Genomic DNA, 25,280 nt, shown 5'->3' with positions numbered 1-25,280 from the left:
CATGCCGTTCGGGAGGTCTTTCGCCACAGCGCATCCGTGGCGATTCGCCTAGGGTCCGCGGGGGTGCGGTCCGACCTCGTTCACAAAGATGTTTAGGGCCGCGTTGTGAACCGCGTTGCAGTCGGTTGTTAATGCGAAGAAAAATTATGTGAACAGGATGTTAAACGCTGGAATAAATTCGCAAAAATAGCGCTTTTTCATTGCCAGAGGCGGCCTTGGGCGCGATGACAGCGCCAAAGGATCTGCGCCATGAAGACCGCCTATCACATTCTCATCGTCGAAGACGACCCGGTCGGACGGCAGACACTGGCGGCCTATCTGGCAAAAGAGAACCACCGTGTCAGCGAAGCCGAGGACGGCGAGGTAATGCGGCGGATCTTCGCGGCGGGCGATGTGGATGTGATCTTGCTCGACATCAACCTGCCCGGCGAAGACGGGCTTTCGCTCTTGCGCGAATTGCGTCGCCAGTCCGAGGTGGGGGTGATCATGGTCACCTCGCGGCGCGAGGAGGTGGACCGGATCGTGGCGCTGGAACTCGGCGCCGACGATTACGTCACCAAGCCTTACAACATGCGCGAGATCCTGCCCCGGACGAAAAACCTTGCGCGCCGGGTGACCGCGGCGCGCAGCGTCAAGGCCGACCAGGCGACAAAACAATTCGAGGGCTGGACGCTCGACATCGCGCATTGGACGCTCACCAACCCGCAAGGCGCCCCGGTCAAGATGACGCGTGCCGAGTTCGAACTGCTCGCAACCTTCGTCACCCATCCCGGCCAAGTGCTGACGCGCGATCTGTTGATGACCCATGTGAGCCGGCGCGGGCATGAAACCTTTGACCGCACCATCGACGTGCTGGTGCGCCGCGTGCGGCGCAAGATCGAGCCCGATCCGGCAAAGCCGCGGATGATCGTGACGGTGCACGGACTCGGCTACGTGTTCTCGGCCTGACTCAGGCCTCTGCCTCAAGCTGTGCCCAGAGCGCCTCGACAAGCCCCACCGCCGCACGGCACGACAGCGCCAGATCGGCGATCGGCGCATAGGCTTTCGCCCCCTGCCCGGCACGGCGCTCGACCCGCTCGGCCTCTTCGGCGAGCGCGTTCAACCCGACATGGCGCGCCGCCCCCTTGAGCCGGTGCGCGATCAGCCCCGCCGCGCGCCACTCACCGGTTTGCGCGGCCAGATCCAGCTCGTTTGCCGTGGTCTGCGCCGCCGTCACGAACGTGGTCACGATCTGCTCGGCCGGCCCCGCCCCCAACGCCGCGCGATGCTCGCGCAGCACCCCCAGATCGACGAGCCCGCCCGCATCGGCGCGGGGCGCAGGCCCGGGGCGTTGCCCGGAAAGCGGGCGCGGCGCGGCCACGCCGGTGACCCGTTGCACCACCGCCTCAAGCCGCGCGAACTGGAACGGTTTGGCGAGAAAGCCATTGATCCCGGCCGCTTCAAGCGCCGCCGGGTCAACCGCGGGGCCATGCGCCGACATCGCCACGATCGGCAGCGCCGCCACGGCAGGATCGACATGGGCCCGGATCGTCCGCGCCAGCTCAAACCCCGACAGATCAGGCAGATTGAGATCTGTCAGCACAAGGTCGAAGGCCTGCGTGGCCACCGCCTGCAACGCCGCCTCGCCGGAGGGCATGATCTGCACCCGGTGCCCGGCCTGCCGCAGCAACCCGCCCGCAACGAGCCGGTTGACCGCATCATCCTCGACGATGAGAAACTGCAAGGCGCGGCGCGGCAGCTCTGCCGCCGCGCTCGTGCCGCACCCGCTGCCCACCTCGACGGCCCGGCCCAGCGTGAGCTCCAGCGTGAAGCAGCTCCCCTCCCCCGGCGTGCTCTCGACGCCAAGCTCCGCCTCCATCAGCGCCGCAAGGCGGCGCGAGATCGCAAGGCCGAGCCCGGTGCCACCATGCTTGCGCTCGATCGAGCCATCCGATTGCGTAAAGGGCTTGAAGATCTCTTCCAGCCGTTCGGGGGCGATGCCCGGCCCGGTATCGCGCACCGAAAACCGCAGCCGCAGCCCGGCCTCGGTCTCCGCCAGCCGCTCGATCTGCACCATCACCACCCCGGCATCGGTAAACTTGACCGCATTGCCAACGAGGTTGATCAGGATCTGCCGCAGCTTGCCCGGATCGCCGACAAGACAGGGCAGCCGGTCATAAGGCGCCCGGATCAGCCGCACCGCAGGCTTGCGCGCAACGAGCGGTTCGATCACCTGCCGCACGTCGTCCAGAAGCTGCTCGAGCGGGAAGGGCACCGCCTCAAGCGCGAGCCCGCCCGCCTCGATGCGCGAATAATCAAGGATCTCGGAAACGATGGAACTCATCACCCGGGCCGAGCGCCCGATCGCCTCCAGATAATCGGCCTGCACCGGGTCAAGCGCGCCCTGCCGCATCAGCTCCACCACCCCGCCGATGGAATGGATCGGCGTGCGGATCTCATGGCTCATCGTGGCGAGAAAATCGGTCTTGGCCCGCGCCAGCGCTTCGGCCTCCTGCTGGGCGCGGTGCTGCTCGGTCACATCCGTCAGGCTCACCACCCTGCCGAGAAACTTGCGACTCACATCCAGCATTTCCTGCGTGGAAATGGCAAAGCGCCGCCGCCCGGCACAGGTGACAATCTCGCGCTCGGGCGCCTCTCCCGTCAGCTCTTCAAGCGCAAAACCGAACAGCGCCGCAAAGGGCCTCCGCGCGCCGCTGCCGTAATAGGTCGCCCCCGGCATCGCATCCTCGGAAAAGAGCCGCGCGGCGGCGAAATTCATGTTTTCGACCCGCCCCTCGGGATCAATCAGCACCACCGGATTGTGGATGCTCTCGAAAATCGTGAGATATTTGTTCTTCTCGTTCATCAGCCGCTGATTTTCGGCAAACAGCCGACCGCGGTCGATATTGACGACCTCCTTGCCCCAGCCGGTGCAGATCGCGATTTCGGCGCGGTCAAAAAAGCCGCGCAACACCTCGGCCCAGAGCGCACGCTGCTCCGCCCGCCCCGCCCGCGCCGCGGCCCATTTCAGATAGGTGTCGCGATAGATTTTGAAATTGCCCAAAAACATGCCGAGCGTGACGCCGCGCAGCCCATGCCGCCGCGTGACGGCAAGCCCGTAAATCGCCGCCGGGTCCGTGCCGATCTCATCTTCATGATCGAAGAGCTGTTCGCCCTGCGCCATCACCATGGCGCTGATCGCACCGTTGAGTTCCACAATCGAGGCGCGCCAGGCTTCGGGCAATGTCGAGACATGCGGGTTGAAGGGGCGCTCGCGCGCAGCATCGAGCCGCAGCGCCGTCAACCGGTTCACGTCCTGAGCGAGCGCCTCGCACAATGCCGCAAGCCCCGCCGCAGGGTCAGGCATCGCCGCGGCGCGACGGGTGAACTGGGTCTGATTTTCGGAGAGCATGCGGGGTATCCCAAGGCTGTGGCGAAACGCATGGCTCCGCCTGCGAGGCACCAGCGCCCGGCATCCGGGCCTCGCCGGTCTTTCTGCGGTCTTGCTGCGCCGGTGCGGAAGTGTCGCGCCGGACGGCCGGAACGTCCTTGATCGACATCAACCCCCGCGCCCGGTGCCGCGGGACAATCTTGCCTGCGGCAGCACGTCACAAGAATAATACTTCGTCTCGGCTTGTTAATCAATCTCTTGGTAACGGACGCCGCCTAGAGTTTGCAAAACACCTTTGAGGGCATCATGACGGGTTTGCAAGGATCGACGACCACCACCGAGCACGAGGCGGATTTCAACTTACAAGATCTGTTCTTCTCACGCACGGACGGCCGCGGCGTGATCCAGTCCGGCAACGATGTGTTCTGCCGGGTTTCTGGCTACGACTGGAATGAGCTTGTGGGCGCGCCGCATCGAATCGTGCGCCATGCCGATACACCGCGCGGTGTTTTCTGGCTTATGTGGCAAACCCTTGGCCGGGGAGAGCCGATTGGCGCCTATGTCAAGAATCGCACCCGTTCGGGCGCCTTCTACTGGGTGTTTGCCGTGATCCTGCCGGTCGAGGGGGGATTCCTGTCGATCCGGGTGAAACCGACCACGCCGCTCTTTGCGCAGGTGCGCGAGGTTTACAGCAAGGTTTGCGCGCGCGAAAAGGCCGGAGAACTGGATCCGAAGGGCGGCGCCGAGGCGCTGGAGGCGGCACTTGCGAACCTCGGCTTTGCAAATTACAGCCGGTTCATGGCCCATGCGCTCGGGCAGGAGCTTTCGTCCCGCGACACCCGGCTGGGCCGCCCTGCGGATGCCGATACGGGGCGGCTTCTGGAGATCTCGACCGCGCTCGACCGGGTCGCCGTGGAGCAACGCCGGCTTCTGGGCAGCTTCGAGGCGCTGCAATCAGTGCCCAACAACATGCGGCTCGTCGCCTCCCGGCTGGAGCCCTCGGGCGGGCCGGTCTCGGCGATCTCGGAGAACTACCGTGCCTCGGCCAACGGCATCTCGGACAAACTGCGTCGCTTCGTGACCGGACGCGACAATCTGTGTGATCTGGTCGCGCGCGAATCCTCGCGGGCGCTGTTCTTGATGGGCGCGAACCGGGCCGTGGCGGAGATGCGCGACCAGTTCGAGCATTCCGCGCCGGTGCCCGGGCTCGATTATGAAAGCGAGGGCATCCGGCTGCGCCAGCTTGCCGAGGCCGGAGAAGAGCATCTGCGCAGCGCGATGATGCGTGCGCTTGAGCATGCCACCGTGCTTGGCCGCTCAAGCAATGAGATTCGCCGCCAGATGCTCGGGCTTGAAACGATCCGCGTGCTCGGTCGGGTCGAGAGCGGGCGGCTGCGCGATGCGGGCGGGCTCGGCGCCACGATCGACCAGCTCGACATGTTCCATGGCGAGATCCGCGCCCGGCTTGAGGCGATCTTGAAGCTTTCCGATGAGATCGGCAGCGCGATGGCGGGCAATCTCGCCCGGCCCGCGGCCTGATCAGGGGGCAGACACCGGCGCGAGCGCCGCGCCGAGTGCGGCGTCGAGCCGGGCCACGCTGGCGCGAAACGCAGGCAGATGCGGCGCAACTTCCGCGGCGAGCGTGGCCGCGCGCTCAGACCCGAGCGCGGCGCGCAGGCTTGCCGCATAGGCCGGAATTGCCTGCCAGTCGGTCACTGTCGTCTCGGTGATCTCGACATGGAACTGGAAGCCCCAGGCGTGCCGCCCGCAGCGGATCGCCTGGGTGGCGCAGGCGTCATTTTCGGCCAGAACCACCGCGCCGGGCGGCAGATCCACGATCTCGGCCCCATGCCACTGGAAGGTTTGCGCCCGCTCCGACAGCGCCTTCATCAGCGGGTCATCCGCCCCCGCTGCGGTGCGCCGCACCGCGCACAGCCCGACCTCGGGCGCCGCCATCGGCGCGACCCGGCCGCCGAGCGCCTCTGCAAGCAATTGATGCCCGAGACAAATGCCAAGATAGGGCCGGTCCAGATCGCGCACCCAGCGCGTGATGGCCGCGAGTTCGGCCCGCATCCAGGGCAGCTCGTCCTTCAGCCACAGATCCTGCGGCCCGCCCATCGCCACCATCAGATCAAAGCCCTCAAGCGGCGGAATCTCCGCCCCTTCATCAAGTTCGACCGTGGTCAGCCGATGCCCCGCCGCGCGCCACAGATCCGCGAGGCTGCCGGGATGTTCAACCGCAAGATGCTGAAAGACAAGAATTTCCATGAAGCCTCCAAAGCGATGAACGCCGCCGCGCGCAAGGCGCTATTTGGGGAGACTACATAACGAAACACCCGCCCTGTCCAGCCTCTCGGCGCGGGGCTCGGGGGCAGGACGCAAAAAGCTTGCCAGCCCCCGCCGCCGTCCGGGCCGGACCGGTCGCAGCAGGCTCAGCGCCCGGGGCAGGCCGCGAGCACCTGAGAAACCAGCGCCTCAAGCGGCGCGGTGCCGTTGAGCGCAAGCACCGGCTCGGTGCGCCCCTCAAGCCAGGCGCGATGGCGCGCGAGCGAGCGGCCGGAGAAATAGGGGTCATCATAGCCCGCCGCCCATTTCAGAAACTGCGCATGGGAGACCGCCATATCGCCCCCGACCTTGATCCGCTCGCCCCAGCGTGCGGCCTCGCGGCGGCGGATCCGGGCCAGCCGCACCGGGGCGGGCGCGGTCAGAAACACGATCAGATCGGTGCCCTCAATCGCGGTATCGCCCCAGCCATCGGCGGAGCCCGCAAGCACCCAGCCGCCCGTTTCCCCCTGACCAAGCTGCGCCGCGGCAATCAGCGCGAGCCGCTCCTCAACCGGGCGCTTGGTGGTGAACGGCGGCTCGGTCGGCGCCCAGTAGAAATCGTCGGTGTCGAGATAGGGCACACACAGCGCCTCCGCCACCGCCCGCCCGACGGTGGAGGTTCCCGTTCCCGCGGCGCCGGTGATATAGACCCGCGCCGGCATTCCCTCAGTTGTCGCCCTGAGCATCCGCGCGCGATTTCCCCGCCACATCCATCGCCAGCGTCGCCGCCATGAAGGCGTCGATATCGCCATCGAGCACGCCCTGGGTATCCGATGTCTCGTAGCCTGTGCGCAGATCCTTCACCATCTGGTAGGGCTGCAGCACGTAGGAGCGGATCTGGTTGCCCCAGCCGGCATCGCCCTTCGCCTCGTGCTGGGCGTTGATCGCGGCATTGCGCTTGTCGAGTTCAAGCTGATAGAGCCGCGCGCGCAGCGCGATCATAGCCGCCTCGCGGTTCTGGTGCTGCGATTTCATCGAGCTCGTCACCACGATATTGGTCGGCAAGTGGGTGATCCGCACCGCCGAGTCGGTGGTGTTGACGTGCTGGCCGCCCGCGCCCGAGGAGCGGTAGGTGTCGATGCGGATGTCCGACGCCGGAATGTCGATCTCGATATTGTCGTCCACCACCGGATAGACCCAGACCGAGCTGAAGGAAGTATGCCGCCGCGCCGCCGAATCGTAGGGCGAGATCCGCACAAGCCGGTGCACGCCCGATTCCGATTTCAGCCAACCATAGGCATTCGGGCCGGAAATCTTGTAGGCCACGGAGCGTATGCCCGCCTCGTCGCCCGCCGTTTCCGATTGCAATTCAACGGTGTAGCCTTTCTTTTCGGCCCAGCGCGTATACATCCGCGCCAGCATCGAGGCCCAGTCGCAGCTTTCGGTGCCGCCCGCGCCCGCGTTGATCTCAAGGAAGGTGTCGTTGCCGTCCGCCTCGCCGTCAAGCAGGGCTTCCAGCTCTTTCGCGGCGGCCGTTTCCTTCAGCGCGCGCAGGCTCTTTTCCGCCTCGGCGATGATCTCGGGGTCTTCTTCCATCTCGCCGAGTTCGATCAGCTCGACATTGTCGGTCAAGTCCCGGTCGATCAACCGGTAGGTTTCGAGCTTGTCCATCAGCATCTGGCGCTCGCGCATCAGCTTTTGCGCCCGCGCCGGGTCGGACCACAGATCGCCATCCTCGATCAGCGCGTTGAATTCCTCAAGCCGGTGCGGCGCCGTCTCAAGATCCATCCGCTGAGCGAGCAGTTTCAGCGACTTGCTGATCGCGTCAACGATATTGATCATCTCGGCGCGCATGAAAGCTCCTCCTTGGGTTCGGGTTTCTCTACAGCCCGACGCCGGTTGGAGCAAGAGGGGCGCAGGCGCCAAAGCGCGCAGCCGGGCGCAAGCGTGCGGCCAGCGCCTAGAGCTTTTGCAATGCGAGCCGGATCGCGCGGTTGTCGCCGCGTTTGAGCACCCAGGCGCCGAATCGCCGGGCGAGTTTCAGATGCCCCTTCTTGAGAGCACGCTCGAAAAGCTCGCGCTGATAACGGGGAAAATCGCGCCGCGCCCGCAGGCGGCGGTAAAACTCCGCCTCGGTGAGCGTGCCCGCGAGGGCCGCAAGGATGATCGGGCTCAAAACCCCCATCTGGTTGAGCGAGGAGCCGAGCCGGTGGCCCAGAAGCGGCGCCCGCAGCTTCATCACATTGGGGGCGGTGAAGCGGTTGGCATGGCCCGCGTCGAGCGGCTCATAAGGGTCGTAAAGCAGCACGATCCGCCGCGCGGCCCCTGAAACCCTGGCCGCATCGCCGTATTTGCCCGAGAAATCGGCGTCCCACACCACCTTGTAGCGCGTTTCAAACGGGACGACGGCGCGATCCACCGTCGATTGCGGCGAGATCGCCACCACATCGGCCCCCGGGCAGGCCCCCGAGAAGGCGCAGGCGGCATAGCCCCCCATCGAGGCGCCGTAAAACACCACGCGTTCGAACTGCGCAAAAAAGCCTTGCGCGGCCAGCCGGTCAAATTCGTCGCTCACCCAGGGGTCGCGATACCATGTCCAGCCGCCCGCCATCACGCCCAGCATCGACCAGCCCTGCTTTTCGATGAAGTCAAAGCCCCAGGGGCGGCGGTCTTCGCGCTTGCCCATGGCAATGTCGAGGTTGTCAAAGGTGACGACGAGCGTTTTGCCGCGCGGAATATAGAGGAAGCTGTGCCGCGCATTGGCGGTGTAAAACCCCTCCGGGCCCGCCAGCGCGCGTGCGATCCCGGCCCAGTCGTCATTTGCCTCGGGCGCGGGCGGCGCGGGGGTAAAGCGCACCCGATGGCCCGGCTTGCCGTCCCGCGGCGGAAGTTCGGCAAGGATTTCCGTCTCGCCGCGCTCTTTGAGGAACGGAAAGCTCCCCGAGCCCTTGCGGATATCGACGATCATCCGGCTTTCGGCATGAAGCGCCTGCGCCAGCACCGGGGCAAGGTGCTTGACCTTGTGGCTGTCTCCCCAGCCCGCAAGGTTGAAGAGCAGATCGACCGGGCGCAGATCGCGCTCGGAGCGCAGCTCGCGCAGCCGCGACGGGTCCACCCCCGCCGCCTCAAGCGCGGCGCGGTAAGGCGCCACCCAGCCCGAGGGGGTCGCAGGCCAACTGCCGTTTGGCGCCATGTCGATCAGCGTGATATCACAATCCCACAGATCATGCGCGGCGAGCACCAGATCAAGCGCGCCGCCGCCCAGATCGGCCACCGAGCTTGCCCGCGCCTCCCCCGCCAATGCGGTGAGCGCTGCACTCTCTCCTGCCCGCTCCGGCGCCACCGTCATGCCTCCGCCGTATCTTCGGGATCGGGCGTGGCCCCGGCGGGCATTTTCAGCGGCGCAAGCGCGGGGTCGATGCCGTGCTTCTTGAGCAGTTGCCCCACCAGCGAGCGCGGCCGCGGCACGCCGTCAAACTTCTCGATCAGGCGGCCCCGCATCCGCCGCCCGTAGAAGTGGATCGAATAGGTATCCGGCTTGATGTGGCGTTTCCAATCATGACCGGGGCGCAGCATGAGCGCGCGATCCGCATATTCGAAGGGGTAAAGCGTCCAGATCGGCATTGCGTGGCGCACCTCTCCGGTGGTTTTGAGGAAATGCGTGATCGCATGCGGCCCCCAGACCCCCCAAGGCATCTCGCCGGCATGAACCGGCTCACCGGCGGCTTTCTTTTCCTCAAGCTCGCGCTGATACTCTTCGCCATACCAGCTCGGGATCGCATATTCGTCAGAGGTGAACGCGAGCAGCGCATGCAGGGTTTCGCTGTCTTGCGGCAGCCCCAGCACGCCGCCGTTGATCCCCTCGGCGCTCTCCCAGGCGTAAAAATGCCCGGTCGCGGTCTCGAAGGGTTTCACGCAATAGGCATCGGTATCCGCCCAGATCGTGCGGTCGTTCTTGGCGAGCAGATGATAGCGAAACAGATCCGAATGCAGCGCCGGGCTGTTGGTGCGGCCGTGACGCAGGAAATTGTCCTGCGAGAGCACCTCATTGGCATCGGCCATCTCGCAGCCTTCGGGGGCATTGTCGATCGGCTCATAGGAATAGAGCTTCACGTGATGCCCCGCATCAAGGAAGGATTTCAGGCAAAGCTGTTCGAGATAGCTCAGCGCGCCGCCGATCCAAAGCGCCGCGATCTGGTAATCATGCGCCATGGCGCGCCTCTCCTCAATGCTTCGCCAAATGCCTCGTTTTTCCCGCATCTATTCAGAAAGCTCGAGAGCTGCCAATGGCTTTTCGCAGCGCGCGCGCGTTTGCCTTGTGGCGGGGCTGTGCTAGGAAGACCGAAACGAGAGGACGGAATGGCACAGGCGAAAGGCGCGATCTTCGCACGCGAGATGGCCGGGTCGGCAGCGGGCGCGCCCGCGCAGCTTGATGCGCTGGTCTGGGAAGAGGCGGCGCAGGGCGTGGCCTGCCGCAAGCTGCGGCTCTTTCTCGCCAATCCCGCGCGCGCCGGTCAGGTGCCCGAGCAGCCCGCGGGCTGCGTTGAGGTGCTGGAACGCCGTGAGGTCTCGGGGGGCGTGATGGTGGTGGCGCGCGCCCCGCTTGCGGGCCCCTTGCAGATCGCGCTCACCCCGGTTGCCCCGGACCCGGGTGCCCCCGCAGCGGGGAGCGAGGCCCAGATCGTTGCGATCCGCGCCGCCGCGCCCGACCATGCCGTCTTTGCCGGGCAGAACTGCCTTTTTGGCCAGCGGCTTGAGGAAAGCGCCGAGACGGTGGTGGATTGGCTCTCGTGGCATCACGATTACCACGGCGCCACCGCGGCGGTGGTGCTGGACCGCGCCCCGCCCGAAAGCCCGGCGCTGCGCGGCGCGGATCTCGCACAGGCCATCGCCGCAGGGCTGGACGCACGCGAACTCTCCATGACTGTCGCCGTGCTGACCTCTCCCCTGCCGCTGGGCAAACCCGGCCTTGGCCCCGAGAGCCATCCGTTCCTCGCGCCCGATGCGCCGGGCAAGGACCGGATGGAAGTGCCCGCCCCCGACCCCTGGCGCGCGCCGCTCGGGCAAGGCCTCGTGTTCGAGGTGGTGAAATGGCGCTTTCTCGCGCAGGCGCGCGCCGTGCTCACCCTTGATGTGACAGACCTGCTCAGCCCCCGCCCGCATGGCGCCCCCTCGGCCTTTGACGCCTGCGTGGCGGCGCAATCGGGCGTGGTGCTGCTTGTGGGCCGCCGGATCTACCCCTGGCGGGTGCGCAATGGCCAGCCCGAGCGGTTTTCCGACCATATCTGCCGCCAGTTCGATGCCCGCCGCGGCATTGCGCGCTGGGGCGTTGCGCCCGCAAAAGCGGGGCTGGAGGCCACGTGGCGGGCGATCCGCGTGGCCTATGCCAAGCCCGACCCGCAGAGCATGTTTCCGTTCTGGCGCGCGATGGGGCTGCGGGTGCCGGGCCGGGCCGCCTCGGAGCTTGCTCCCAAGACCTCGCTGATCGAGGATGCGCAGCTTTTGGAGCTTGCCACGCAGGTCTGGGGCGCGAAGCCGATCCGCCCGCCCGTTTCGGCCCCCAAGCCCGCCCCCAAACGCGCGCTGGATGCCGGGCGCACCTGCATCGTCACCACGATGAAGAACGAAGGCCCCTTCATCATGGAATGGATCGCCTATCACCGCGCCATCGGCGTCGAGGATTTTCTGATCTATACCAACGATTGCAGCGATGGCACCGACGAGATGCTCGACCTGCTGGAGCGCAAGGGGATCTGCCAGCACCGCGAAAACCCGTTTCGCACCATGGATCTGCCGCCCCAGCATGCGGCACTCCAGGCCGCCGAAAGCGAGGCGCTGATCCAGCAGGCGGGCTGGGCGATCTGCATGGATGTTGACGAATTCATCGACATCAAGATCGGCGATGGCACGCTCAAGGCGCTTTACGCCGCGATGGGCGAGGCGAACATGATCTCGCTCACCTGGCGGCTCTTTGGCAATGCCGATGTGCATGAGTATGAAGACAAGTTCCTGATCGAGCAGTTCACCACCTGCGCGCCGGAAATCGTGCGCAAGCCGCATCAGGCCTGGGGCTTCAAGACCCTTTTCCGCACCATCGACATTTACAAAAAGATCGGCGTGCACCGCCCCAAGGGGCTGATCCCCGATCTCTGGGAGCAGGTGAAATGGCTCAACGGCTCGGGCCAGCCGATGCCGAAAGAGATGTTCCGCAACGGCTGGCGCTCGACGCTTGAGACCTATGGCTACGACTGGGTGCAGCTCAACCATTACGCCGTGCGCTCGGCGGAAAGCTTCCTTGTCAAGCGCGACCGGGGCCGGGTGAACCATGTCGACCGCGATCAGGGGCTGAACTACTGGTTCCGCATGAACCATAACGCGGTCGAGGAGCGCTCGATCCAGCGCATGCTGCCACGGCTCCGCGCCGAATGGGACCGGCTGATGGCCGACCCCGAGATCCGCGCCGCGCATGCCTTTTCGGTTGCCGCGCATCGGAGCAAGATTGCCGAGCTGCGCGCCACCGAGAATTACGAGAAATTCTACGGTGAGCTCTGCTCGGAGCGGTTCGAGACGCTCTCGCGGATGCTGCACCACTTTGGCTCGGCGGTGTTCAATGCCGGGCCCGGCGTGGTGCCCGAAGACCTGCACCTGCGCGATCTGCCGCCCGATTTCTTCTTCACCGTCACCCATGAAGGGGAGGCAGAGCATTGAGGCCGCTCCTGCGCGAGGCCTGAGCGATGCGGGCGCTCGCGGTTCTGACCGTCAAGAACGAGGCCGCCTTCCTGATCGAATGGCTGGCCCATCACCGCGCCGTGGGCTTCACGGATTTTCTGGTCTTTTCCAACGATTGCACCGATGGCACCGATGCGATGCTCGACCGGCTCGAACGCCTCGGGCACCTCACCCATCTGCGCAACCCCGGCCCCTGGCCCGAGGGGCCGCAATGGGCCGCGCTGAAAACCGCCGAGCGCCATCCACTCTTTGCCGCCGCCGATTGGGTGCTCGTGTGCGATATTGACGAATTCGTCAATATTCATGTGGGCGACGGCACGCTGGGCGCGCTGCTCGCCGCGCTCCCCGAGGCCGATGCGATTGCGCTGACGTGGCGGATGTTCGGCAATTGCGGCGTGGTCGATTACGTCGACCGCCCGGTGACGGAACAATTCCCCCGGGCCGCCCCGCCCGGCATGCTCTGGCCGTGGCGCGCGAGCCTGATCAAGACGCTCTTTCGCAACACCGGCGCCTATCGCAAGCTTGGCGTGCATCGCCCGCGCGCGCCGGTCGAGGCGCGGATGGCGGGCACGCGCTGGGTTGATGGCGCGGGGCGCGCGCTGCCCGAACGCTTCCGCAAACAGGGGCTTTTTACCCCCTTGGGCGAAAATCCGTGGCGCCTTGTGCAGCTCAACCATTACGCCTTGGGGGCGATGCAATCCTATGTGCTCAAATGCGACCGTGGCCGGGCCAACCGGGAGGCCTCGACCTTCGACATCAGCTATTGGGTCGAGCGCAATTTCTGCATCGAGGAAGATCGCACCATCACACGCTATGCCGCCCCGACCGCGGCGGGAATGGCTGAGCTGCGGGCCGACCCCGAGATTGACCGGCTGCACCGCGCCGCGGTGATCTGGCGCCAGACCCGGCTCTGCGAGCTTATGCTGGAAGAGCCCTTCCGCGCGCTTTTCGGCCGCTTGATGCTCACCCCCCCCTCGCGCCCGCTGCCGCCCCCGCTCGCCGCGCGGATGCGCGCGCTTGGTCTTGCCGCCGCCGGGCGCCGCGGCCCGCCCGACTGAGCCGATCGGCGCGGGCGCGGAAACAATTGGCGCCCGCGCCCCTGACCGAAGCCGAACTGCTTACAATCGCATGCATTTCTTTGCCTTTCGCGGATTTGCGTTGGCCGCCGTGAGTGCTACGTTAACTCTGTGGGGGCAGTCTGACGCGCGGCGATGAAGCCGCTCGCGGCGGCACGGTGAAGGACAAGGCAAACGGTGATGCATGATCTCGACGACAGCGCCTGGCGGGCGCGGCTCGAAGAACTCGGCGAGATGGAGGGCTATCATGAGCCGCTTGGCGCGCACCATGCCGCGCTCTTTGCCGACCGCGGCCCGGTGCTTCTGGTCACGTTCGAGACCCGGGCGAGCATCCGCGCGGGCTCGGACGAGCAACTCCCCTTTGGCTTCACCCTGACCGAGGCCGCCGAGCATTCCAGCCTGACGCTGATTGCCGATGACGAAAGCTGGTTCCGCGATCCGGCGGTTTATGCCTATTTCGACCGGCTCGTCGACGAGGCCTTCTTTGACGATTTCGACCGCGTGGTGTTTTACGGCGTGGGCTCTTGCGGCTATGCCGCCGCTGCCTTTTCTGTTGCGGCCCCCGGCGCGACGGTGGTGATGATCGCGCCGCAGGCCACATTGGAGGCGCGCCGCGCCGGCTGGGATGACCGCTTCCGCCACAAACGGCGGCTCGATTTCACCAGGCGCTACGGCTACGCCCCCGACATGCTCGACGCCTGCGCGCAGGGCTTTGTGATCTATGACCCGAACCAGAAGCTCGATGCGATGCATGCCGCGCTGATGGCGCGCCCGCAGGTGGCGCTGCTGCCCTGCCGCGGCCTTGGCGGCGCCGTCGCGGCGGTGCTTGCCGAGATGGATGTGCTCGAACCGATGCTCTCCCAAGCCTGTGCGGGGGCGCTCGATGTGGCGGAATTCTGGCGCCTTTACCGCGCCCGCCGCGCCACCGTGCGCTATCTGCGCAACCTCTCCAACAAGCTTGGCAGCGCCGGGCGGCCCTGGCTTGAGGCGATCTTGTGCCGCAACGTGGTGCGCCGGATCGGCGGGCCGCGGTTCCGCAACCGGCTCAATGTGCTGGAGGCGCAACTCGATGCCGAGGGGCTGAGCCTGCCCGAGCCGCTGCCGCGGCGGCGCGAGCGCGCCTGAGCCCGGCCCCGCGCACTCCGGGGCTCAGCCCCGGAACCGCGCCTTGAGCCGCGCCTCAACCGCGGGGGACACGAATTTGGAGACATCGCCGCCCAGTCGTGCGATCTCCTTGACGAGCTTCGAGGCAATAGCCTGACGCCGCGCATCGGCCATCATGAACACCGTCTCGACCCTGTCATCGAGCGCGCGGTTCATGCCAACCATCTGGAATTCGTATTCAAAATCTGCCACTGCGCGCAGGCCGCGAATGATCACGCTCGCCCCCACATCGCGCGCGCAATCAATCAGCAGGTTCTCGAACGGATGCACGACGATCTCGCCGCCGCATCTTGCGGTGATCTCTGCGCATTCCGCCTTGAGCATCTCGACCCGCTCCTCAAGCGAGAAAAGCGGCCCCTTGTCGCGGTTGATCGCCACGCCGATCACCAGCCGGTCGACAAGCGCCAAGGCGCGCTGAATAATATCGGTATGGCCGAGCGTTACCGGGTCAAAGGTTCCGGGGTAAAGGCCGATGCGCATGGTTGCCCTCCTCCTGCGCCGCGTTCACGAACGGGTGAGGGCACGCAACAGCATTCGCGCCCGATTTGCAAGCACTCTGCCGCCGCGCCGCAGCGTCATGCGGCCCCGGAGATCCGGGTCGGGCTCGCCGCCACGGCGCCGGTGGTGGCGAGGGCTTCGAGCCGGGCCACTTCGCGGCGCATGCCCCGCCCCAGCGCGGCGGCAAGCCGCTCAAGCCGGGCGGAGCGGCGGTCATCGGCATGGCGAATGAGCCAGAAAGTGCGGCTCAGGCAGATGTCCTGCGCCAGCACCCGCACCACGCCCGGCGTGAAGGGCAGCGCAAAATCATGCACGATGCCAAGCCCTGCCCCCGCGCGCAGCATCTGCATCTGCACCGAAACCGAGTTGGAGGCGAGCCGCACCAGCTCCGCCCGCGTCTCGGCAAGGTAATCGAGTTCCTTGTCAAAGATCATGTCGGGGATATAGCCAACGATGCGGTGGGCGGCGAGATCGGCACGGGAGCGGATCGGCGGATGGGCGCCAAGATAGGCCTCATGCCCGGCCAGATGCAGCTGATAATCGACAAGCTTCTGCACCGTGAGCCGCCCCGCCGAGGGCGGGGAGACGGCAATCGCCATATCCGCCTCGCGCTTGGAGAGGTTGAACACCCGCGGCAGCGCGACGATCTGGATTTCAAGCCCCGGATGCGCATCCGAGATCTCGGCACAAACCTGCGGCAGAAGGTAGTTGGCGCAGCCATCGGGCGCGCCAATGCGAAGCTGCCCGGTGAGCGAGCCATCCGGGCCGGCGAGCGCCTCGGCGGCCCCGGTCATCGCCACCTCCACCGCCTCGGCATGGGGCAAAAGCCGCCCGCCGGCTTCGGTGAGCGTGTAGCCTTGTGGCGACTTGGCAAAGAGCGCCGCGCCCATCGCCGCCTCCAGCCGGGCCACGCGGCGCCCCACCGTGGCCGCATCGCATTTGAGCACCCGCCCCGCGCCCGACAGGCTCTCGGCCCGCGCCACCGCCAGAAACACCCGCAGATCGTCCCAGTCCATCCGAAACCTTTGCAGATTTGCAAAACGCTTTTGCCAGACTTCCTGTTTATGGCGCATTTTCGCAAGGCTAAACTGCGCGCAACAGCTCAAATGCGCCCCGCGGGGCAGCTCACTCAGGGAGAGAACGATGAAAGAGATCGGCCACTGGATCGACGGCAAGATGGTCGCGGGCACCTCAGGGCGGTTTACCGAAGTGCTGAACCCGGCCACGGGTGAGGTGATCGCCAAGGTCGCGCTCGCCACCACCGCCGAGCTGGATGCCGCCGTGGCCGCGGCGGCAAAGGCGCAGCCCGGCTGGGCCGCCACGAACCCGCAGCGCCGCGCGCGGGTGATGATGAAATTCGGCGATCTGATCAATGCGCATATGGATGAGCTGGCCGAGCTCGTCTCGCGCGAGCATGGCAAGGTTCTCGCGGACGGGCGCGGCGACGTGCAGCGCGGCCTTGAGGTGATCGAGGTCTGCATGGGCGCGCCCGCGCTGATGAAGGGCGAATACACCGGCGACGCGGGCCCCGGCATCGACCTTTATTCGATGCGCCAGCCGCTCGGCGTTGTGGCCGGCATCACGCCCTTCAACTTCCCGGCGATGATCCCGCTGTGGAAGATGGGCCCGGCGCTTGTCGCGGGCAATGCGATGATCCTTAAACCCTCCGAGCGCTGCCCCTCGACTTCGCTGCGGCTTGCCGAACTCGCGCAGGAGGCGGGCCTGCCCGATGGCGTGCTGCAGGTGGTGAACGGCGACAAGGAAGCGGTTGACGCGATCCTCGACAACGAGACGATTCAGGCGGTGGGCTTTGTCGGCTCCACGCCGATCGCACAATATATCTATGGCCGGGCCTGTTCGAACGGCAAGCGCGCGCAATGCTTTGGCGGCGCGAAGAACCACATGATCATCATGCCCGATGCCGATATGGACAAGGCCGCCGACGCGCTCGTGGGCGCGGGCTTTGGCGCGGCGGGCGAGCGCTGCATGGCGATCTCGGTGGCCGTTCCGGTGGGCAAGGGCACGGCCGAGGCGTTGGTCGAACGGCTGATCCCGAAGATCGAAAAGCTGAAGGTCGGCCCCTATACGGGCGGCGCAGACATCGACTTTGGCCCGGTGATCACCGCACAGGCGAAGGCGCGGATCGAGGGGCTGATCGACTCGGGCGTCGCGGCGGGCGCGAAGCTCGTGGTCGACGGGCGCGGGCTCAAGATCCAGGGCTATGAAGGCGGCTTTTATGTTGGCCCGACGCTCTTTGACGAAGTGACCCCGGAGATGGAGATCTACAAACAGGAGATCTTCGGCCCGGTGCTGAGCGTGGTGCGGCAGGAGAGCTACGAAGACGCGCTGAACCTGATCATCGACAATGAATACGGCAACGGCACCGCGATCTTCACCGCCGACGGCGACACCGCGCGCGATTTTGCGGCGCGGGTGAATGTGGGCATGGTGGGGATCAACTTCCCGATCCCGGTGCCGCTGTCCTACTACACTTTCGGCGGCTGGAAAAAATCGGCCTTTGGCGATCTCAACCAATATGGCCCCGATGCGCTGCGCTTTTACACCAAGACCAAGACCGTCACCGCGCGCTGGTTCTCCGGCATCAAGGACGGTGTGGCGCTGAACTTCAAGGCGCTCGACTGAAGCGCCGCGCGCCTTTCGGCAAAAGTGTTTGCGGCAGGCTGAAAGAGCCGTCTTTCATCTTGCCGCAAATATCCCGGGGGTGAATTCGCGCTTGCGCGAAGAGGGGGCAGCGCCCCCTCCTCTCCCCTTGCAAAACTGCTGTAACGATTGGCAACTAAACAGACGTTCAATTCAGGCACTTTGGGAGGGGAGCATGGATTTCGCGCTGAGCGAGGAGAGCCGGGCCATTTTCGAGATGGCCCAAGCCTTCGGGCAGGAAGAGATCGCGCCCCACGCGCGCGCCTGGGAAGCGGCAGGAACGATCCCGCGTGCGCTGTGGGCCAAGGTCGCCGCGCTCGGGCTTGGCGGGCTTTATGTCTCGGAAGAGCATGGCGGATCGGCGCTGAGCCGGCTCGATGCCACGCTCGTCTTTGAAGCGCTCGCGATGGCCTGCCCCTCGGTGAGCGCCTTCCTCTCGATCCACAACATGTGCGGCGGCATGATCGAAAAATTCGGCACGCCCGACCTCAAGGACCGCTTCCTGCCGAAGCTCTGCACGATGGAGACGGTGTTCTCCTATTGCCTCACCGAACCGGGCTCGGGCTCGGATGCGGCGGCCCTGCGCACCCGTGCAGAGGCGGTGCCCGAGGGCTGGAAGCTCAACGGCACCAAGGCCTTCATCTCGGGGGGCGGCTATTCGGACGCCTATATCACCATGGTGCGCACTGGCGCGCCCGGGCCGAAGGGGATCTCGACGGTGATCGTGGAGGCGGGCACGCCCGGGCTCAGCTTTGGCGCCAAGGAAGACAAGATGGGCTGGCGCGCCCAGCCAACCGCGCAGGTGCAATTTGATGATTGCATCATTCCCGCAAAGAACCTTGTTGGCGCGCCGGGGCGCGGGTTCAGCTATGCGATGGCCGGGCTCGACGGCGGGCGGCTCAATATTGCCGCCTCGGCGCTTGGCGGGGCGCAGGCGGCGATGAATGCGACCCTCGCCTATATGGGCGAGCGCAAGGCCTTTGGCCAGCCGCTCGACCAGTTCCAAGCGCTGCAGTTCCGCCTTGCCGAGATGGAGGTGAAGCTGCAATCGGCCCGGATCTTTTTGCGCCAGGCCGCCTGGAAGCTCGACCAAGCCGCGCCGGACGCCACAAAATTCTGCGCCATGGCAAAGCTTTACGTGACCGATGCCGCTTTCGATGTGGCCAATCAATGCCTGCAACTGCATGGTGGTTACGGCTACCTTGCCGATTACGGCATCGAGAAGATCCTGCGCGATCTGCGCGTGCACCAAATTCTCGAAGGCACCAATGAAATCATGCGGCTGATCATTGGCCGCGCAGTTCTGGCGGAGCGGAATTGATGCAAGATGACTGGATGATCGCGCGCAAAGAGGGCCGCGCCGGGCGGCTCACCTTCAATCGGCCGCAAGCGCTCAATGCGCTCGACGAGAGCATGGCAGCGGTGATTGAAGCGGCGCTTGACGCCTGGCGCCATGACCCGGAGGTCGCGCTGGTGGTGATCGACGCGGCGGGCGAGCGCGCCTTTTGCGCGGGCGGCGACATTGCCGCCGTCTACCACGCCGGGCGCGCGGGAGATTATGAGCTGGGCCGCGCGTTCTGGCGCGCCGAATACCGGATGAACGCAAAGGTCGCCGAATATCCCAAGCCCATCGTCGCCTTCATGCAGGGCTTCGTGATGGGCGGTGGCGTTGGCGTGGGCGGCCATGCGAGCCACCGCGTGATTGGCGAGAGCACGCAGATCGCCATGCCCGAAACCGGGATCGGCCTCATCCCCGACGTGGGCGGCTCGCTCATTTTGGCGCGCGCTCCGGGGCGGGTGGGCGAATACCTTGGCACGACGGGCGGGCGGATCGGCGCCGCCGATGCGCTTTACGCGGGCTTTGCCGATATTTTCCTGCCCGAGCCGCGCTGGCCCGAAGTGATTGCCCAGCTCGTTGCAACCGGCGAGGCCTCGGTGATCCCGCGCGGCTTTCACCCCGAGGCCAAGGGGTTTCTGGCAGATCGCCGCCCCGAGATCGAGACGATCTTCGGCGGCAAGGACATTGCGGCCATCGTCACCAAACTCGCCGCGCTGCCAACGAAATTCGCCGCCGAAACGCTGGCCACGCTCAAGCGCAATTCCGCGCTGAGCGAGGAATGCACGCTGCGGCTGGTGCGGATGACGCGCGCCACGCCAAATATCCGCGAGGCGCTGAGCAATGAGTTCCGCTTCACCTATCGCGCGGTGGAACAGGCCGAATTTCTTGAGGGCGTGCGCGCGCAGATCATCGACAAGGACCGGATGCCGCGCTGGCGCCACAGCCTCGAAACCCTGCCCGAAGCCTTGGTAACGGCGCTGCTCGCGCCGCTGCCGCGCGGCACGGAGATTGCTTTCGACGCCTGAAAGACGCGTCACAACGTTCTGGGAGGACACATGAAAATCGGTTTTATCGGGCTTGGCAACATGGGCGCGCCGATGGCGGCCAATTTGGCAAAGGCGGGCCATGAGGTGGCGGGCTTCGATCTCGCCGCCCCCTGCCCCGAAGGCGTGCGCAAAGCCGCCTCCGCCCCCGAGGCCGCCGCGGGCGCCGCCGTGGTCATCACCATGCTGCCCAATGGCGCGATCCTGCGCGCGGTGGCGGGCGAGGTGATCCCGGCAATGGCTCCGGGCGCAGTGCTCTGCGACTGCTCCACGGTCGATGTGGAAAGCGCGCGCGCGGTGGCCGAGCACGCCGCCGCCGCCGGGCTTGCGGCACTCGATGCGCCGGTCTCGGGCGGCGTTGGCGGCGCCACGGCGGGCACGCTCACCTTCATGGTGGGCGGCCCCGAGACCGCCTTTGCCACGGTCGAGCCGCTCTTTGCGATCATGGGGCAAAAGGCCGTGCATTGCGGCGCCGCCGGGGCCGGTCAGGCCGCCAAGATCTGCAACAACATGATCCTTGGCGTCACCATGATCGCCACCTGCGAGGCCTTTGCGCTTGCCGACAAGCTCGGCCTCGACCGGGCGAAGATGTTCGATGTGGTCTCCACCTCCTCGGGTTATTCCTGGACCATGAACGCCTATTGCCCGGCGCCCGGGGTCGGGCCGAAGAGCCCCGCCGACAATGACTACAAGCCCGGCTTTGCCGCAGAGCTGATGCTCAAGGATCTGCGGCTGAGCCAGCAGGCGGCAGAAGCGGTTGATGCCGATACGCCCATGGGGGCCGCGGCGGCAGCGCTCTATGCGCAGTTCGTCGAACAGGAAAACGGGCGCGGCATGGATTTCTCGGCGATGCTGCCACGGTTTGAAAAGCGCTCCCGCGGCTAAGCTTTTGGCAAGGCGCCGCCCATGCCGTCACTTCACCGTGAAAGGGTGGCGCCTTTTGCCCGCTCGCGCGTTATGAAGGAAGCGAAGGAGACTCCCGATGAAACGCTTCCCTCTCATTTCTGTCTTCACGCGCCTGATGGCGAGCACAATGATCCTCGCCGTGGCGCTGACCGCCGCGGCGCCGGTGGCCCAGGCGCAGAACGGGCGCGACTGCCGTGGGGCCGATTGCCTGTTCCCGCGCGACCGTGACCGTAACCACCAGCGCACCGGGCCGATGCCGCAAGGCCGGGGGGAACGCCCGGCCATGCCCGACCAACGCAATGACCATCGTGACTGGCGCATTCCCGGCCCGATGCCGCAGGGCAAGGGCGAGCGCGCGCCGATGCCGCGCCCCGCGGAACGGGGCGATTATCGCCCGCATGTGCCTGTTGTGCCGCTTCCGCCGCGCGACCGCGGCTGGCAGCCCGAGCGGCGCGATCACCACGGCTGGGCGCCCTCCCATGACCGGGACCGCACCGATGTGCGCCGGCCGGTGCCGCGCGGCCATTCCTTCGGCCCGCCCGGCCGTCAACTCACCAATGCCGAACGCTGGAAGTTGCGCCCGCCGCCGCATGGCCGCGAATATCGCGTGGTCAATGACCGCGTCGTGCTGATCGACACCGAGACGCTGGCCACGGTCGGCGTGGTGGGGTTTTTGAGCTCTCTGATGGCACGCTAAAGCCCGTTCGGGCTGCGCCCTGCTGACACAGGCTCTTGTATTCGCCCCGCTTGCGTCCCTAAATCCGGCTCATGACCTCCTGGCTCGATACCTCCCCCGCGCTTGCCCGCCTCGGCCCTTCGGAGCGGGCGCTTTTGACCGATCTCACCCCGATGGAAATGCCGCGGGGCGCTGTGCTGTTTCGCCCGGGCGATGCGGTGCAGGGCTTTGTGCTCGTGCTTTCGGGCCGGGTTGAGGTGTTTCTGACCGGGGCGAACGGGCGTGAGCTGATGCTTTATGCGGTGGAGCCGGGGCAGACCTGCGTGCAAACGACGCTCGGGCTTCTGGGCGAGGCCACCTATACCGGCGAGGCGATTGCCTCTCAGTCCGCGCAGATCGTGCTGGTGCCGCGCGCCACTTTTTTGCGGCTGATGGACAGCAGCCCCGCTTTCCGCAGCCTTGTGTTCTCGGCGATGGCGGTGCGGATGGAGGAGGTGATCCGGCTGATGGAGCGGGTCTCGTTCCAATCGGTCGAAAGCCGCCTCGCGGGCTGGCTGCTTGCCCGTGCCGAGGCGGGCCGGGTGGCCGCCACCCATGCCGAGATCGCCGCCCAGATCGGTTCTGCGCGCGAGGTGATCTCGCGCCGGCTTGACGCCTTTGCCCGCCGCGGCTGGGTGCGCACCGAGCGCGGCCTTGTCGAGATCCGTGATGCGGCCGCGCTGCGGCGGCTCGATGCGGTGGCCGAGGCCGGGTGATCGCGCCCCCGTGATGCAGATCTGTGACGCAGATCTGTGACCACGTCACCGACCCTTGCCCGGCAAGGTGCTAGATACTCCTCAGCGCATTGAAAACGCACCCCGGGCAACCGGGCTGAAACGGGAGTTGCACATGTTCAAGAACAACGTCGGCGGGATCGACAAGATCGCTCGCATCGTGGTTGGCATCGCGCTGATCGCCGCCTTTTTCCTGACCTCCGGCGGGTCGATGCATTGGCTGCTGCTGATTGGCGTCGTGCCGCTGATCACCGGCCTCGCGGGCACCTGCCCGCTCTATTCGATCGTGGGTATCAATACCTGCAAAAAATAACCATCGGCGCGGCCCTTGCGTCCCGCGCCGCCTTCGGGAAACCCGCCGCCGCTCCGGCCCGGCGGGTTTTCATTTGCCCGTGCACCGCCTAGACTGCCGGGATGCTGCGCCTCTCGCCCCTTGCTCTCGCCTCTGTTCTGGCCGGTGTCGCGTTCGCCCTGCCGCAGGCGCTGCAGGCCGAGCCCCCCGCGCCCGGCCGCCTTGCCCCGCAGCCCGCCGAAGCGCCCTCCGAATGCAAGATCATGGCGGCGACCGGCGACCGGTTCTGTCGCTACGGCAACCGCTGGCGGCTCGAAAATGTCCGCGCGCCGGACTTTGCGCCGGGCGATCCCTTCCCGGTCTATGAGCACTCGATGCTGATGGAATTGCGCGCCTATGATCTGCCCGCCGTGGACGGGCCGTGGCGCTATTACTTGCGCGACGGCGTGATCTACCGCGTCTCGGCCGATACGCACCGGGTGCTGGAGGTGATCGGCCGCCGCACCCGGCGCTAAAGGCGCGCCCCCCCCCCCCCGCGTCTGTCGCCAAGGCCTGCAACGGCTTGGCACAGCCTGTCTCTCGCTCCGCGCGGTGGCGGGAAATGCCGCGCGACGGCTTGCATTAAACACGCGATACGCCTATAGGCCCCGGGGTGCGACGAGGGTTGCCGCAAGCGGAGCAGATGCGCTTTCGGGCGCACGACACAGCCCCATTGACCGGATGAAGCCGAGGTTGAAAACGTCGTGCACACGCGATGCCAGGATATGTGCGACAGAGGCTTTACGCTTGCACGGACGCGCACGGCCCCGTTAAAGTGCTGCATTGTATCGCTCCTGATACGCGATTTATTTGGCAGTGGTGAATTGGCGAAGCGCTCTGGAGACCGCACGCACAGCCCTCGATACCTGTCCGGCACAGGGTCATACCGCGGGTCGGGTTTGGGGCTGCACATTCCGCGGAGCAACACATCCGCGCAGAAGGAAAACGCACGAAATGCACCGGATTTCCGCAAAATCTCGCGGTCTGCGCTTGCCTGCCTTCGCCACTCGGCCAGCATGAGCCTGTTCTCCCGGATCCTGGTGCGGCGTTCGACGCTCTTCGCTTTTATGACCGCGGCGCCGGTCTTCGCCTTCGGTAAAGCTTCTGGTGCAGACCGAACCTAGAATTTGTTCCCGGGCCGGTCAGCCTATCGGTTCGGGCCCCCACTCAGCTAAAGCGAGACCCTGATGTCTAAACTGTATCTGGACATGCCGTATATCGGCCGCGTGACCGCGGCCTATCGCAAACCTGCGGCCGAACTTGCGGCAGTGTCGGGGATGAACCTCGGGAATTTCGTGTTCCGTCACGCGCTTTGGAACATTCTGGAGGACCTCGACACTTTCCGCCCGGTCACTGGCGGCGAATACCGCAAGATCATCGAGACGGACCCGGCCGAGCGGTTGATCATCTCTTGCGCGAACTGGCTCGGGCAGACCGCGCAGGACGAAGCGCATAACCGCGGCCGTGCCGATATCATCGAGAAATGCGAAGGTCCGGTCACGGCGTTCGGGCTTGGGACGCAGGCGCCTTTGGCCAAGGATGGCGAGCCCGTCAAGGTGCGGCTCGGGCCCGAAACCTCCCGGCTTGCAAAGATCATCTCCGAACGCAGCGCCAGCATCAGCGTGCGTGACCAGCTCACCGCAGAAACGCTTGAGGGGATCGGCGTCACGAACGTGACCGTGACCGGTTGCCCCTCCAACTTCCTCAACCCCGATCCCGATCTTGGCGCGCAACTGATCCGCAAGGCCAAACACGGCATCAGCACCCTCAACGGCTGGGAAGATGTGCGCCTTGCCATCTCCGAGGCGAATGGCGGCCATGGCGCGACCGGCGCAGTGCTCAAATACCAGTTGCGCATGCTGGCGGAGACCCCCGCCTTCTATGTGGTGCAAACCCCGCAACTTGTTGATTTTGCAACCGGGGCACGCACCAACATTTCGGACCTCTATCGCAGCCACAACCCGTTCGCCGCAATGCCCAACAAGTTGACGCGCACGATGAAGGCCAAGGTTATCTACTTTGCCGATGTCGAGGCGTGGATGGATTTTTCCCGCACCTGTGACATGTCGACCGGCATGCGCATTCACGGCACGATGGTGCCGCTGCAATCGGGCACGCCGTCGATTTTGCTTGGCCACGATTCCCGCACCTCGGGGCTTGCAGACACGATGGGCGTTCCGTGGATCACCCCGGAGACCTACCTCGACATCATGCCCAAAGGGCCGAAAGCGATGCTTTCGCTGTTTATCGAGCGCATCGCCGGTTTTGACCGCCGGCGCGGCGAACTGGCCGGCACCATGCTCGATTTCGTGCAGAAAAACGGCCTGAATCCGCATCCGGGACTTGTTGCTCTGGCAGAAAGCGGGCGCGCCGCGGCGCTTAGTGACGCGTGAGAAAACGGCGGGGCCGGATCGGTTACGGCCCCGCTCGGAGCGCCCGTTCGGCCGGG

At 66.0% G+C, this 25,280-nt stretch carries 22 protein-coding genes; 14 read left to right on the top strand and 8 right to left on the bottom strand.

Annotated elements, in window-relative coordinates; all coding sequences use genetic code 11:
• Positions 1 to 249 precede the first annotated feature (249 nt).
• The gene (dorR, locus tag ACFSM0_RS08905; protein ID WP_377389465.1) at positions 250 to 948 is read left to right on the top strand and encodes a two-component system response regulator DorR; all 699 of its coding nucleotides are present in this window, start codon (positions 250 to 252) and stop codon (positions 946 to 948) included.
• Position 949: 1 nt separating this feature from the next.
• On the opposite strand, the gene ACFSM0_RS08900 is transcribed toward dorR, so the two are convergent.
• On the bottom strand, positions 950 to 3,391 hold the full coding sequence (locus ACFSM0_RS08900; RefSeq protein WP_377389463.1) for a hybrid sensor histidine kinase/response regulator: 2,442 nt from the start codon (positions 3,389 to 3,391) through the stop codon (positions 950 to 952).
• 285 nt (positions 3,392 to 3,676) lie between these two features.
• Between ACFSM0_RS08900 and ACFSM0_RS08895 the strand changes: the two genes are divergently transcribed.
• Positions 3,677 to 4,909: a PAS domain-containing protein gene (locus ACFSM0_RS08895; protein WP_377389461.1), complete on the top strand. Its 1,233-nt coding sequence runs from the start codon at positions 3,677 to 3,679 to the stop codon at positions 4,907 to 4,909.
• On the opposite strand, the gene ACFSM0_RS08890 is transcribed toward ACFSM0_RS08895, so the two are convergent.
• The 5 genes from ACFSM0_RS08890 to ACFSM0_RS08870 all read right to left on the bottom strand — a co-directional run bounded on the left by ACFSM0_RS08890 (position 4,910) and on the right by ACFSM0_RS08870 (position 9,847).
• On the bottom strand, positions 4,910 to 5,638 hold the full coding sequence (locus ACFSM0_RS08890) for a type 1 glutamine amidotransferase (protein ID WP_377389459.1): 729 nt from the start codon (positions 5,636 to 5,638) through the stop codon (positions 4,910 to 4,912). It abuts the gene before it with no gap.
• Between the two features lie 164 nt (positions 5,639 to 5,802).
• Positions 5,803 to 6,357: a P-loop NTPase family protein gene (locus ACFSM0_RS08885; protein WP_377389457.1), complete on the bottom strand. Its 555-nt coding sequence runs from the start codon at positions 6,355 to 6,357 to the stop codon at positions 5,803 to 5,805.
• A 4-nt stretch (positions 6,358 to 6,361) separates the two neighbouring features.
• Positions 6,362 to 7,489, bottom strand: a complete 1,128-nt coding sequence (prfB, locus tag ACFSM0_RS08880) for a peptide chain release factor 2 (RefSeq protein WP_377389455.1) — start codon at positions 7,487 to 7,489, stop codon at positions 6,362 to 6,364.
• Between the two features lie 106 nt (positions 7,490 to 7,595).
• Positions 7,596 to 8,984 carry a hypothetical protein gene (locus ACFSM0_RS08875; RefSeq protein WP_377389453.1) on the bottom strand — a complete coding sequence of 463 codons (1,389 nt, stop codon included), beginning with the start codon at positions 8,982 to 8,984 and terminating at the stop codon, positions 7,596 to 7,598.
• The gene (locus tag ACFSM0_RS08870) at positions 8,981 to 9,847 is read right to left on the bottom strand and encodes a glycosyltransferase family 32 protein (protein ID WP_377389451.1); all 867 of its coding nucleotides are present in this window, start codon (positions 9,845 to 9,847) and stop codon (positions 8,981 to 8,983) included. The genes ACFSM0_RS08875 and ACFSM0_RS08870 overlap by 4 nt, the downstream gene beginning before the upstream one ends.
• A gap of 147 nt (positions 9,848 to 9,994) precedes the next feature.
• Between ACFSM0_RS08870 and ACFSM0_RS08865 the strand changes: the two genes are divergently transcribed.
• The 3 genes from ACFSM0_RS08865 to ACFSM0_RS08855 all read left to right on the top strand — a co-directional run bounded on the left by ACFSM0_RS08865 (position 9,995) and on the right by ACFSM0_RS08855 (position 14,565).
• Positions 9,995 to 12,343, top strand: coding sequence for a glycosyltransferase family 2 protein (locus ACFSM0_RS08865; RefSeq protein WP_377389449.1), 2,349 nt, complete (start codon positions 9,995 to 9,997; stop codon positions 12,341 to 12,343).
• A gap of 26 nt (positions 12,344 to 12,369) precedes the next feature.
• Positions 12,370 to 13,422, top strand: a complete 1,053-nt coding sequence (locus ACFSM0_RS08860) for a glycosyltransferase family 2 protein (RefSeq protein WP_377389447.1) — start codon at positions 12,370 to 12,372, stop codon at positions 13,420 to 13,422.
• A gap of 198 nt (positions 13,423 to 13,620) precedes the next feature.
• Positions 13,621 to 14,565: a phosphoadenosine phosphosulfate reductase gene (locus ACFSM0_RS08855; protein ID WP_377389445.1), complete on the top strand. Its 945-nt coding sequence runs from the start codon at positions 13,621 to 13,623 to the stop codon at positions 14,563 to 14,565.
• Positions 14,566 to 14,589: 24 nt separating this feature from the next.
• On the opposite strand, the gene coaD is transcribed toward ACFSM0_RS08855, so the two are convergent.
• Positions 14,590 to 15,084, bottom strand: coding sequence for a pantetheine-phosphate adenylyltransferase (gene coaD, locus ACFSM0_RS08850; protein ID WP_377389443.1), 495 nt, complete (start codon positions 15,082 to 15,084; stop codon positions 14,590 to 14,592).
• 95 nt (positions 15,085 to 15,179) lie between these two features.
• Positions 15,180 to 16,118, bottom strand: a complete 939-nt coding sequence (locus ACFSM0_RS08845) for a LysR family transcriptional regulator (RefSeq protein WP_377389441.1) — start codon at positions 16,116 to 16,118, stop codon at positions 15,180 to 15,182.
• A gap of 127 nt (positions 16,119 to 16,245) precedes the next feature.
• Here ACFSM0_RS08845 and ACFSM0_RS08840 point away from each other — a divergent pair, with 127 nt between their 5' ends.
• From ACFSM0_RS08840 to ACFSM0_RS08800, 9 genes are all read left to right on the top strand, one after another.
• A complete protein-coding gene (locus ACFSM0_RS08840) occupies positions 16,246 to 17,745 on the top strand; it encodes a CoA-acylating methylmalonate-semialdehyde dehydrogenase (protein WP_377389439.1) in 1,500 nt (499 codons plus the stop codon).
• A 193-nt stretch (positions 17,746 to 17,938) separates the two neighbouring features.
• Complete coding sequence (locus ACFSM0_RS08835; RefSeq protein ID WP_377389437.1) at positions 17,939 to 19,084, top strand: acyl-CoA dehydrogenase family protein; 1,146 nt, start codon at positions 17,939 to 17,941, stop codon at positions 19,082 to 19,084.
• Positions 19,084 to 20,127, top strand: coding sequence for an enoyl-CoA hydratase/isomerase family protein (locus tag ACFSM0_RS08830; RefSeq protein WP_377389435.1), 1,044 nt, complete (start codon positions 19,084 to 19,086; stop codon positions 20,125 to 20,127). The genes ACFSM0_RS08835 and ACFSM0_RS08830 overlap by 1 nt, the downstream gene beginning before the upstream one ends.
• Positions 20,128 to 20,157: 30 nt before the next feature.
• Positions 20,158 to 21,030: a 3-hydroxyisobutyrate dehydrogenase gene (mmsB, locus tag ACFSM0_RS08825; protein WP_377389433.1), complete on the top strand. Its 873-nt coding sequence runs from the start codon at positions 20,158 to 20,160 to the stop codon at positions 21,028 to 21,030.
• Positions 21,031 to 21,127: 97 nt separating this feature from the next.
• Positions 21,128 to 21,748 carry a hypothetical protein gene (locus ACFSM0_RS08820; protein WP_377389430.1) on the top strand — a complete coding sequence of 207 codons (621 nt, stop codon included), beginning with the start codon at positions 21,128 to 21,130 and terminating at the stop codon, positions 21,746 to 21,748.
• A 71-nt stretch (positions 21,749 to 21,819) separates the two neighbouring features.
• A complete protein-coding gene (locus ACFSM0_RS08815; protein WP_377389427.1) occupies positions 21,820 to 22,482 on the top strand; it encodes a Crp/Fnr family transcriptional regulator in 663 nt (220 codons plus the stop codon).
• 133 nt (positions 22,483 to 22,615) lie between these two features.
• Positions 22,616 to 22,813 carry a YgaP family membrane protein gene (locus tag ACFSM0_RS08810; protein ID WP_377389424.1) on the top strand — a complete coding sequence of 66 codons (198 nt, stop codon included), beginning with the start codon at positions 22,616 to 22,618 and terminating at the stop codon, positions 22,811 to 22,813.
• Positions 22,814 to 22,914: 101 nt separating this feature from the next.
• Complete coding sequence (locus tag ACFSM0_RS08805; protein WP_377389421.1) at positions 22,915 to 23,307, top strand: hypothetical protein; 393 nt, start codon at positions 22,915 to 22,917, stop codon at positions 23,305 to 23,307.
• Positions 23,308 to 24,018: 711 nt separating this feature from the next.
• Positions 24,019 to 25,224 carry a polysaccharide pyruvyl transferase family protein gene (locus tag ACFSM0_RS08800; protein ID WP_377389419.1) on the top strand — a complete coding sequence of 402 codons (1,206 nt, stop codon included), beginning with the start codon at positions 24,019 to 24,021 and terminating at the stop codon, positions 25,222 to 25,224.
• The last annotated feature ends 56 nt before the right edge of the window (positions 25,225 to 25,280 follow it).

The organism is Rhodobacter lacus (genome assembly GCF_042683065.1).
Lineage (GTDB): Bacteria > Pseudomonadota > Alphaproteobacteria > Rhodobacterales > Rhodobacteraceae > Rhodobacter > Rhodobacter lacus.
Note: the sequence above shows the minus strand (reverse complement) of the source record. Positions and strands in the feature narration are given on the sequence as shown.

Excerpts from the sequence above, each read along its gene's own strand:
- dorR (WP_377389465.1), top strand. The coding sequence starts at position 250 with ATGAAGACCGCCTATCACATTCTCATCGTCGAAGACGACCCGGTCGGA.
- ACFSM0_RS08900 (WP_377389463.1), bottom strand. The coding sequence starts at position 3,391 with ATGCTCTCCGAAAATCAGACCCAGTTCACCCGTCGCGCCGCGGCGATG.
- ACFSM0_RS08895 (WP_377389461.1), top strand. The coding sequence starts at position 3,677 with ATGACGGGTTTGCAAGGATCGACGACCACCACCGAGCACGAGGCGGAT.
- ACFSM0_RS08890 (WP_377389459.1), bottom strand. The coding sequence starts at position 5,638 with ATGGAAATTCTTGTCTTTCAGCATCTTGCGGTTGAACATCCCGGCAGC.
- ACFSM0_RS08885 (WP_377389457.1), bottom strand. The coding sequence starts at position 6,357 with ATGCCGGCGCGGGTCTATATCACCGGCGCCGCGGGAACGGGAACCTCC.
- prfB (WP_377389455.1), bottom strand. The coding sequence starts at position 7,489 with ATGCGCGCCGAGATGATCAATATCGTTGACGCGATCAGCAAGTCGCTG.
- ACFSM0_RS08875 (WP_377389453.1), bottom strand. The coding sequence starts at position 8,984 with ATGACGGTGGCGCCGGAGCGGGCAGGAGAGAGTGCAGCGCTCACCGCA.
- ACFSM0_RS08870 (WP_377389451.1), bottom strand. The coding sequence starts at position 9,847 with ATGGCGCATGATTACCAGATCGCGGCGCTTTGGATCGGCGGCGCGCTG.
- ACFSM0_RS08865 (WP_377389449.1), top strand. The coding sequence starts at position 9,995 with ATGGCACAGGCGAAAGGCGCGATCTTCGCACGCGAGATGGCCGGGTCG.
- ACFSM0_RS08860 (WP_377389447.1), top strand. The coding sequence starts at position 12,370 with ATGCGGGCGCTCGCGGTTCTGACCGTCAAGAACGAGGCCGCCTTCCTG.
- ACFSM0_RS08855 (WP_377389445.1), top strand. The coding sequence starts at position 13,621 with ATGCATGATCTCGACGACAGCGCCTGGCGGGCGCGGCTCGAAGAACTC.
- coaD (WP_377389443.1), bottom strand. The coding sequence starts at position 15,084 with ATGCGCATCGGCCTTTACCCCGGAACCTTTGACCCGGTAACGCTCGGC.
- ACFSM0_RS08845 (WP_377389441.1), bottom strand. The coding sequence starts at position 16,118 with ATGGACTGGGACGATCTGCGGGTGTTTCTGGCGGTGGCGCGGGCCGAG.
- ACFSM0_RS08840 (WP_377389439.1), top strand. The coding sequence starts at position 16,246 with ATGAAAGAGATCGGCCACTGGATCGACGGCAAGATGGTCGCGGGCACC.
- ACFSM0_RS08835 (WP_377389437.1), top strand. The coding sequence starts at position 17,939 with ATGGATTTCGCGCTGAGCGAGGAGAGCCGGGCCATTTTCGAGATGGCC.
- ACFSM0_RS08830 (WP_377389435.1), top strand. The coding sequence starts at position 19,084 with ATGCAAGATGACTGGATGATCGCGCGCAAAGAGGGCCGCGCCGGGCGG.
- mmsB (WP_377389433.1), top strand. The coding sequence starts at position 20,158 with ATGAAAATCGGTTTTATCGGGCTTGGCAACATGGGCGCGCCGATGGCG.
- ACFSM0_RS08820 (WP_377389430.1), top strand. The coding sequence starts at position 21,128 with ATGAAACGCTTCCCTCTCATTTCTGTCTTCACGCGCCTGATGGCGAGC.
- ACFSM0_RS08815 (WP_377389427.1), top strand. The coding sequence starts at position 21,820 with ATGACCTCCTGGCTCGATACCTCCCCCGCGCTTGCCCGCCTCGGCCCT.
- ACFSM0_RS08810 (WP_377389424.1), top strand. The coding sequence starts at position 22,616 with ATGTTCAAGAACAACGTCGGCGGGATCGACAAGATCGCTCGCATCGTG.
- ACFSM0_RS08805 (WP_377389421.1), top strand. The coding sequence starts at position 22,915 with ATGCTGCGCCTCTCGCCCCTTGCTCTCGCCTCTGTTCTGGCCGGTGTC.
- ACFSM0_RS08800 (WP_377389419.1), top strand. The coding sequence starts at position 24,019 with ATGTCTAAACTGTATCTGGACATGCCGTATATCGGCCGCGTGACCGCG.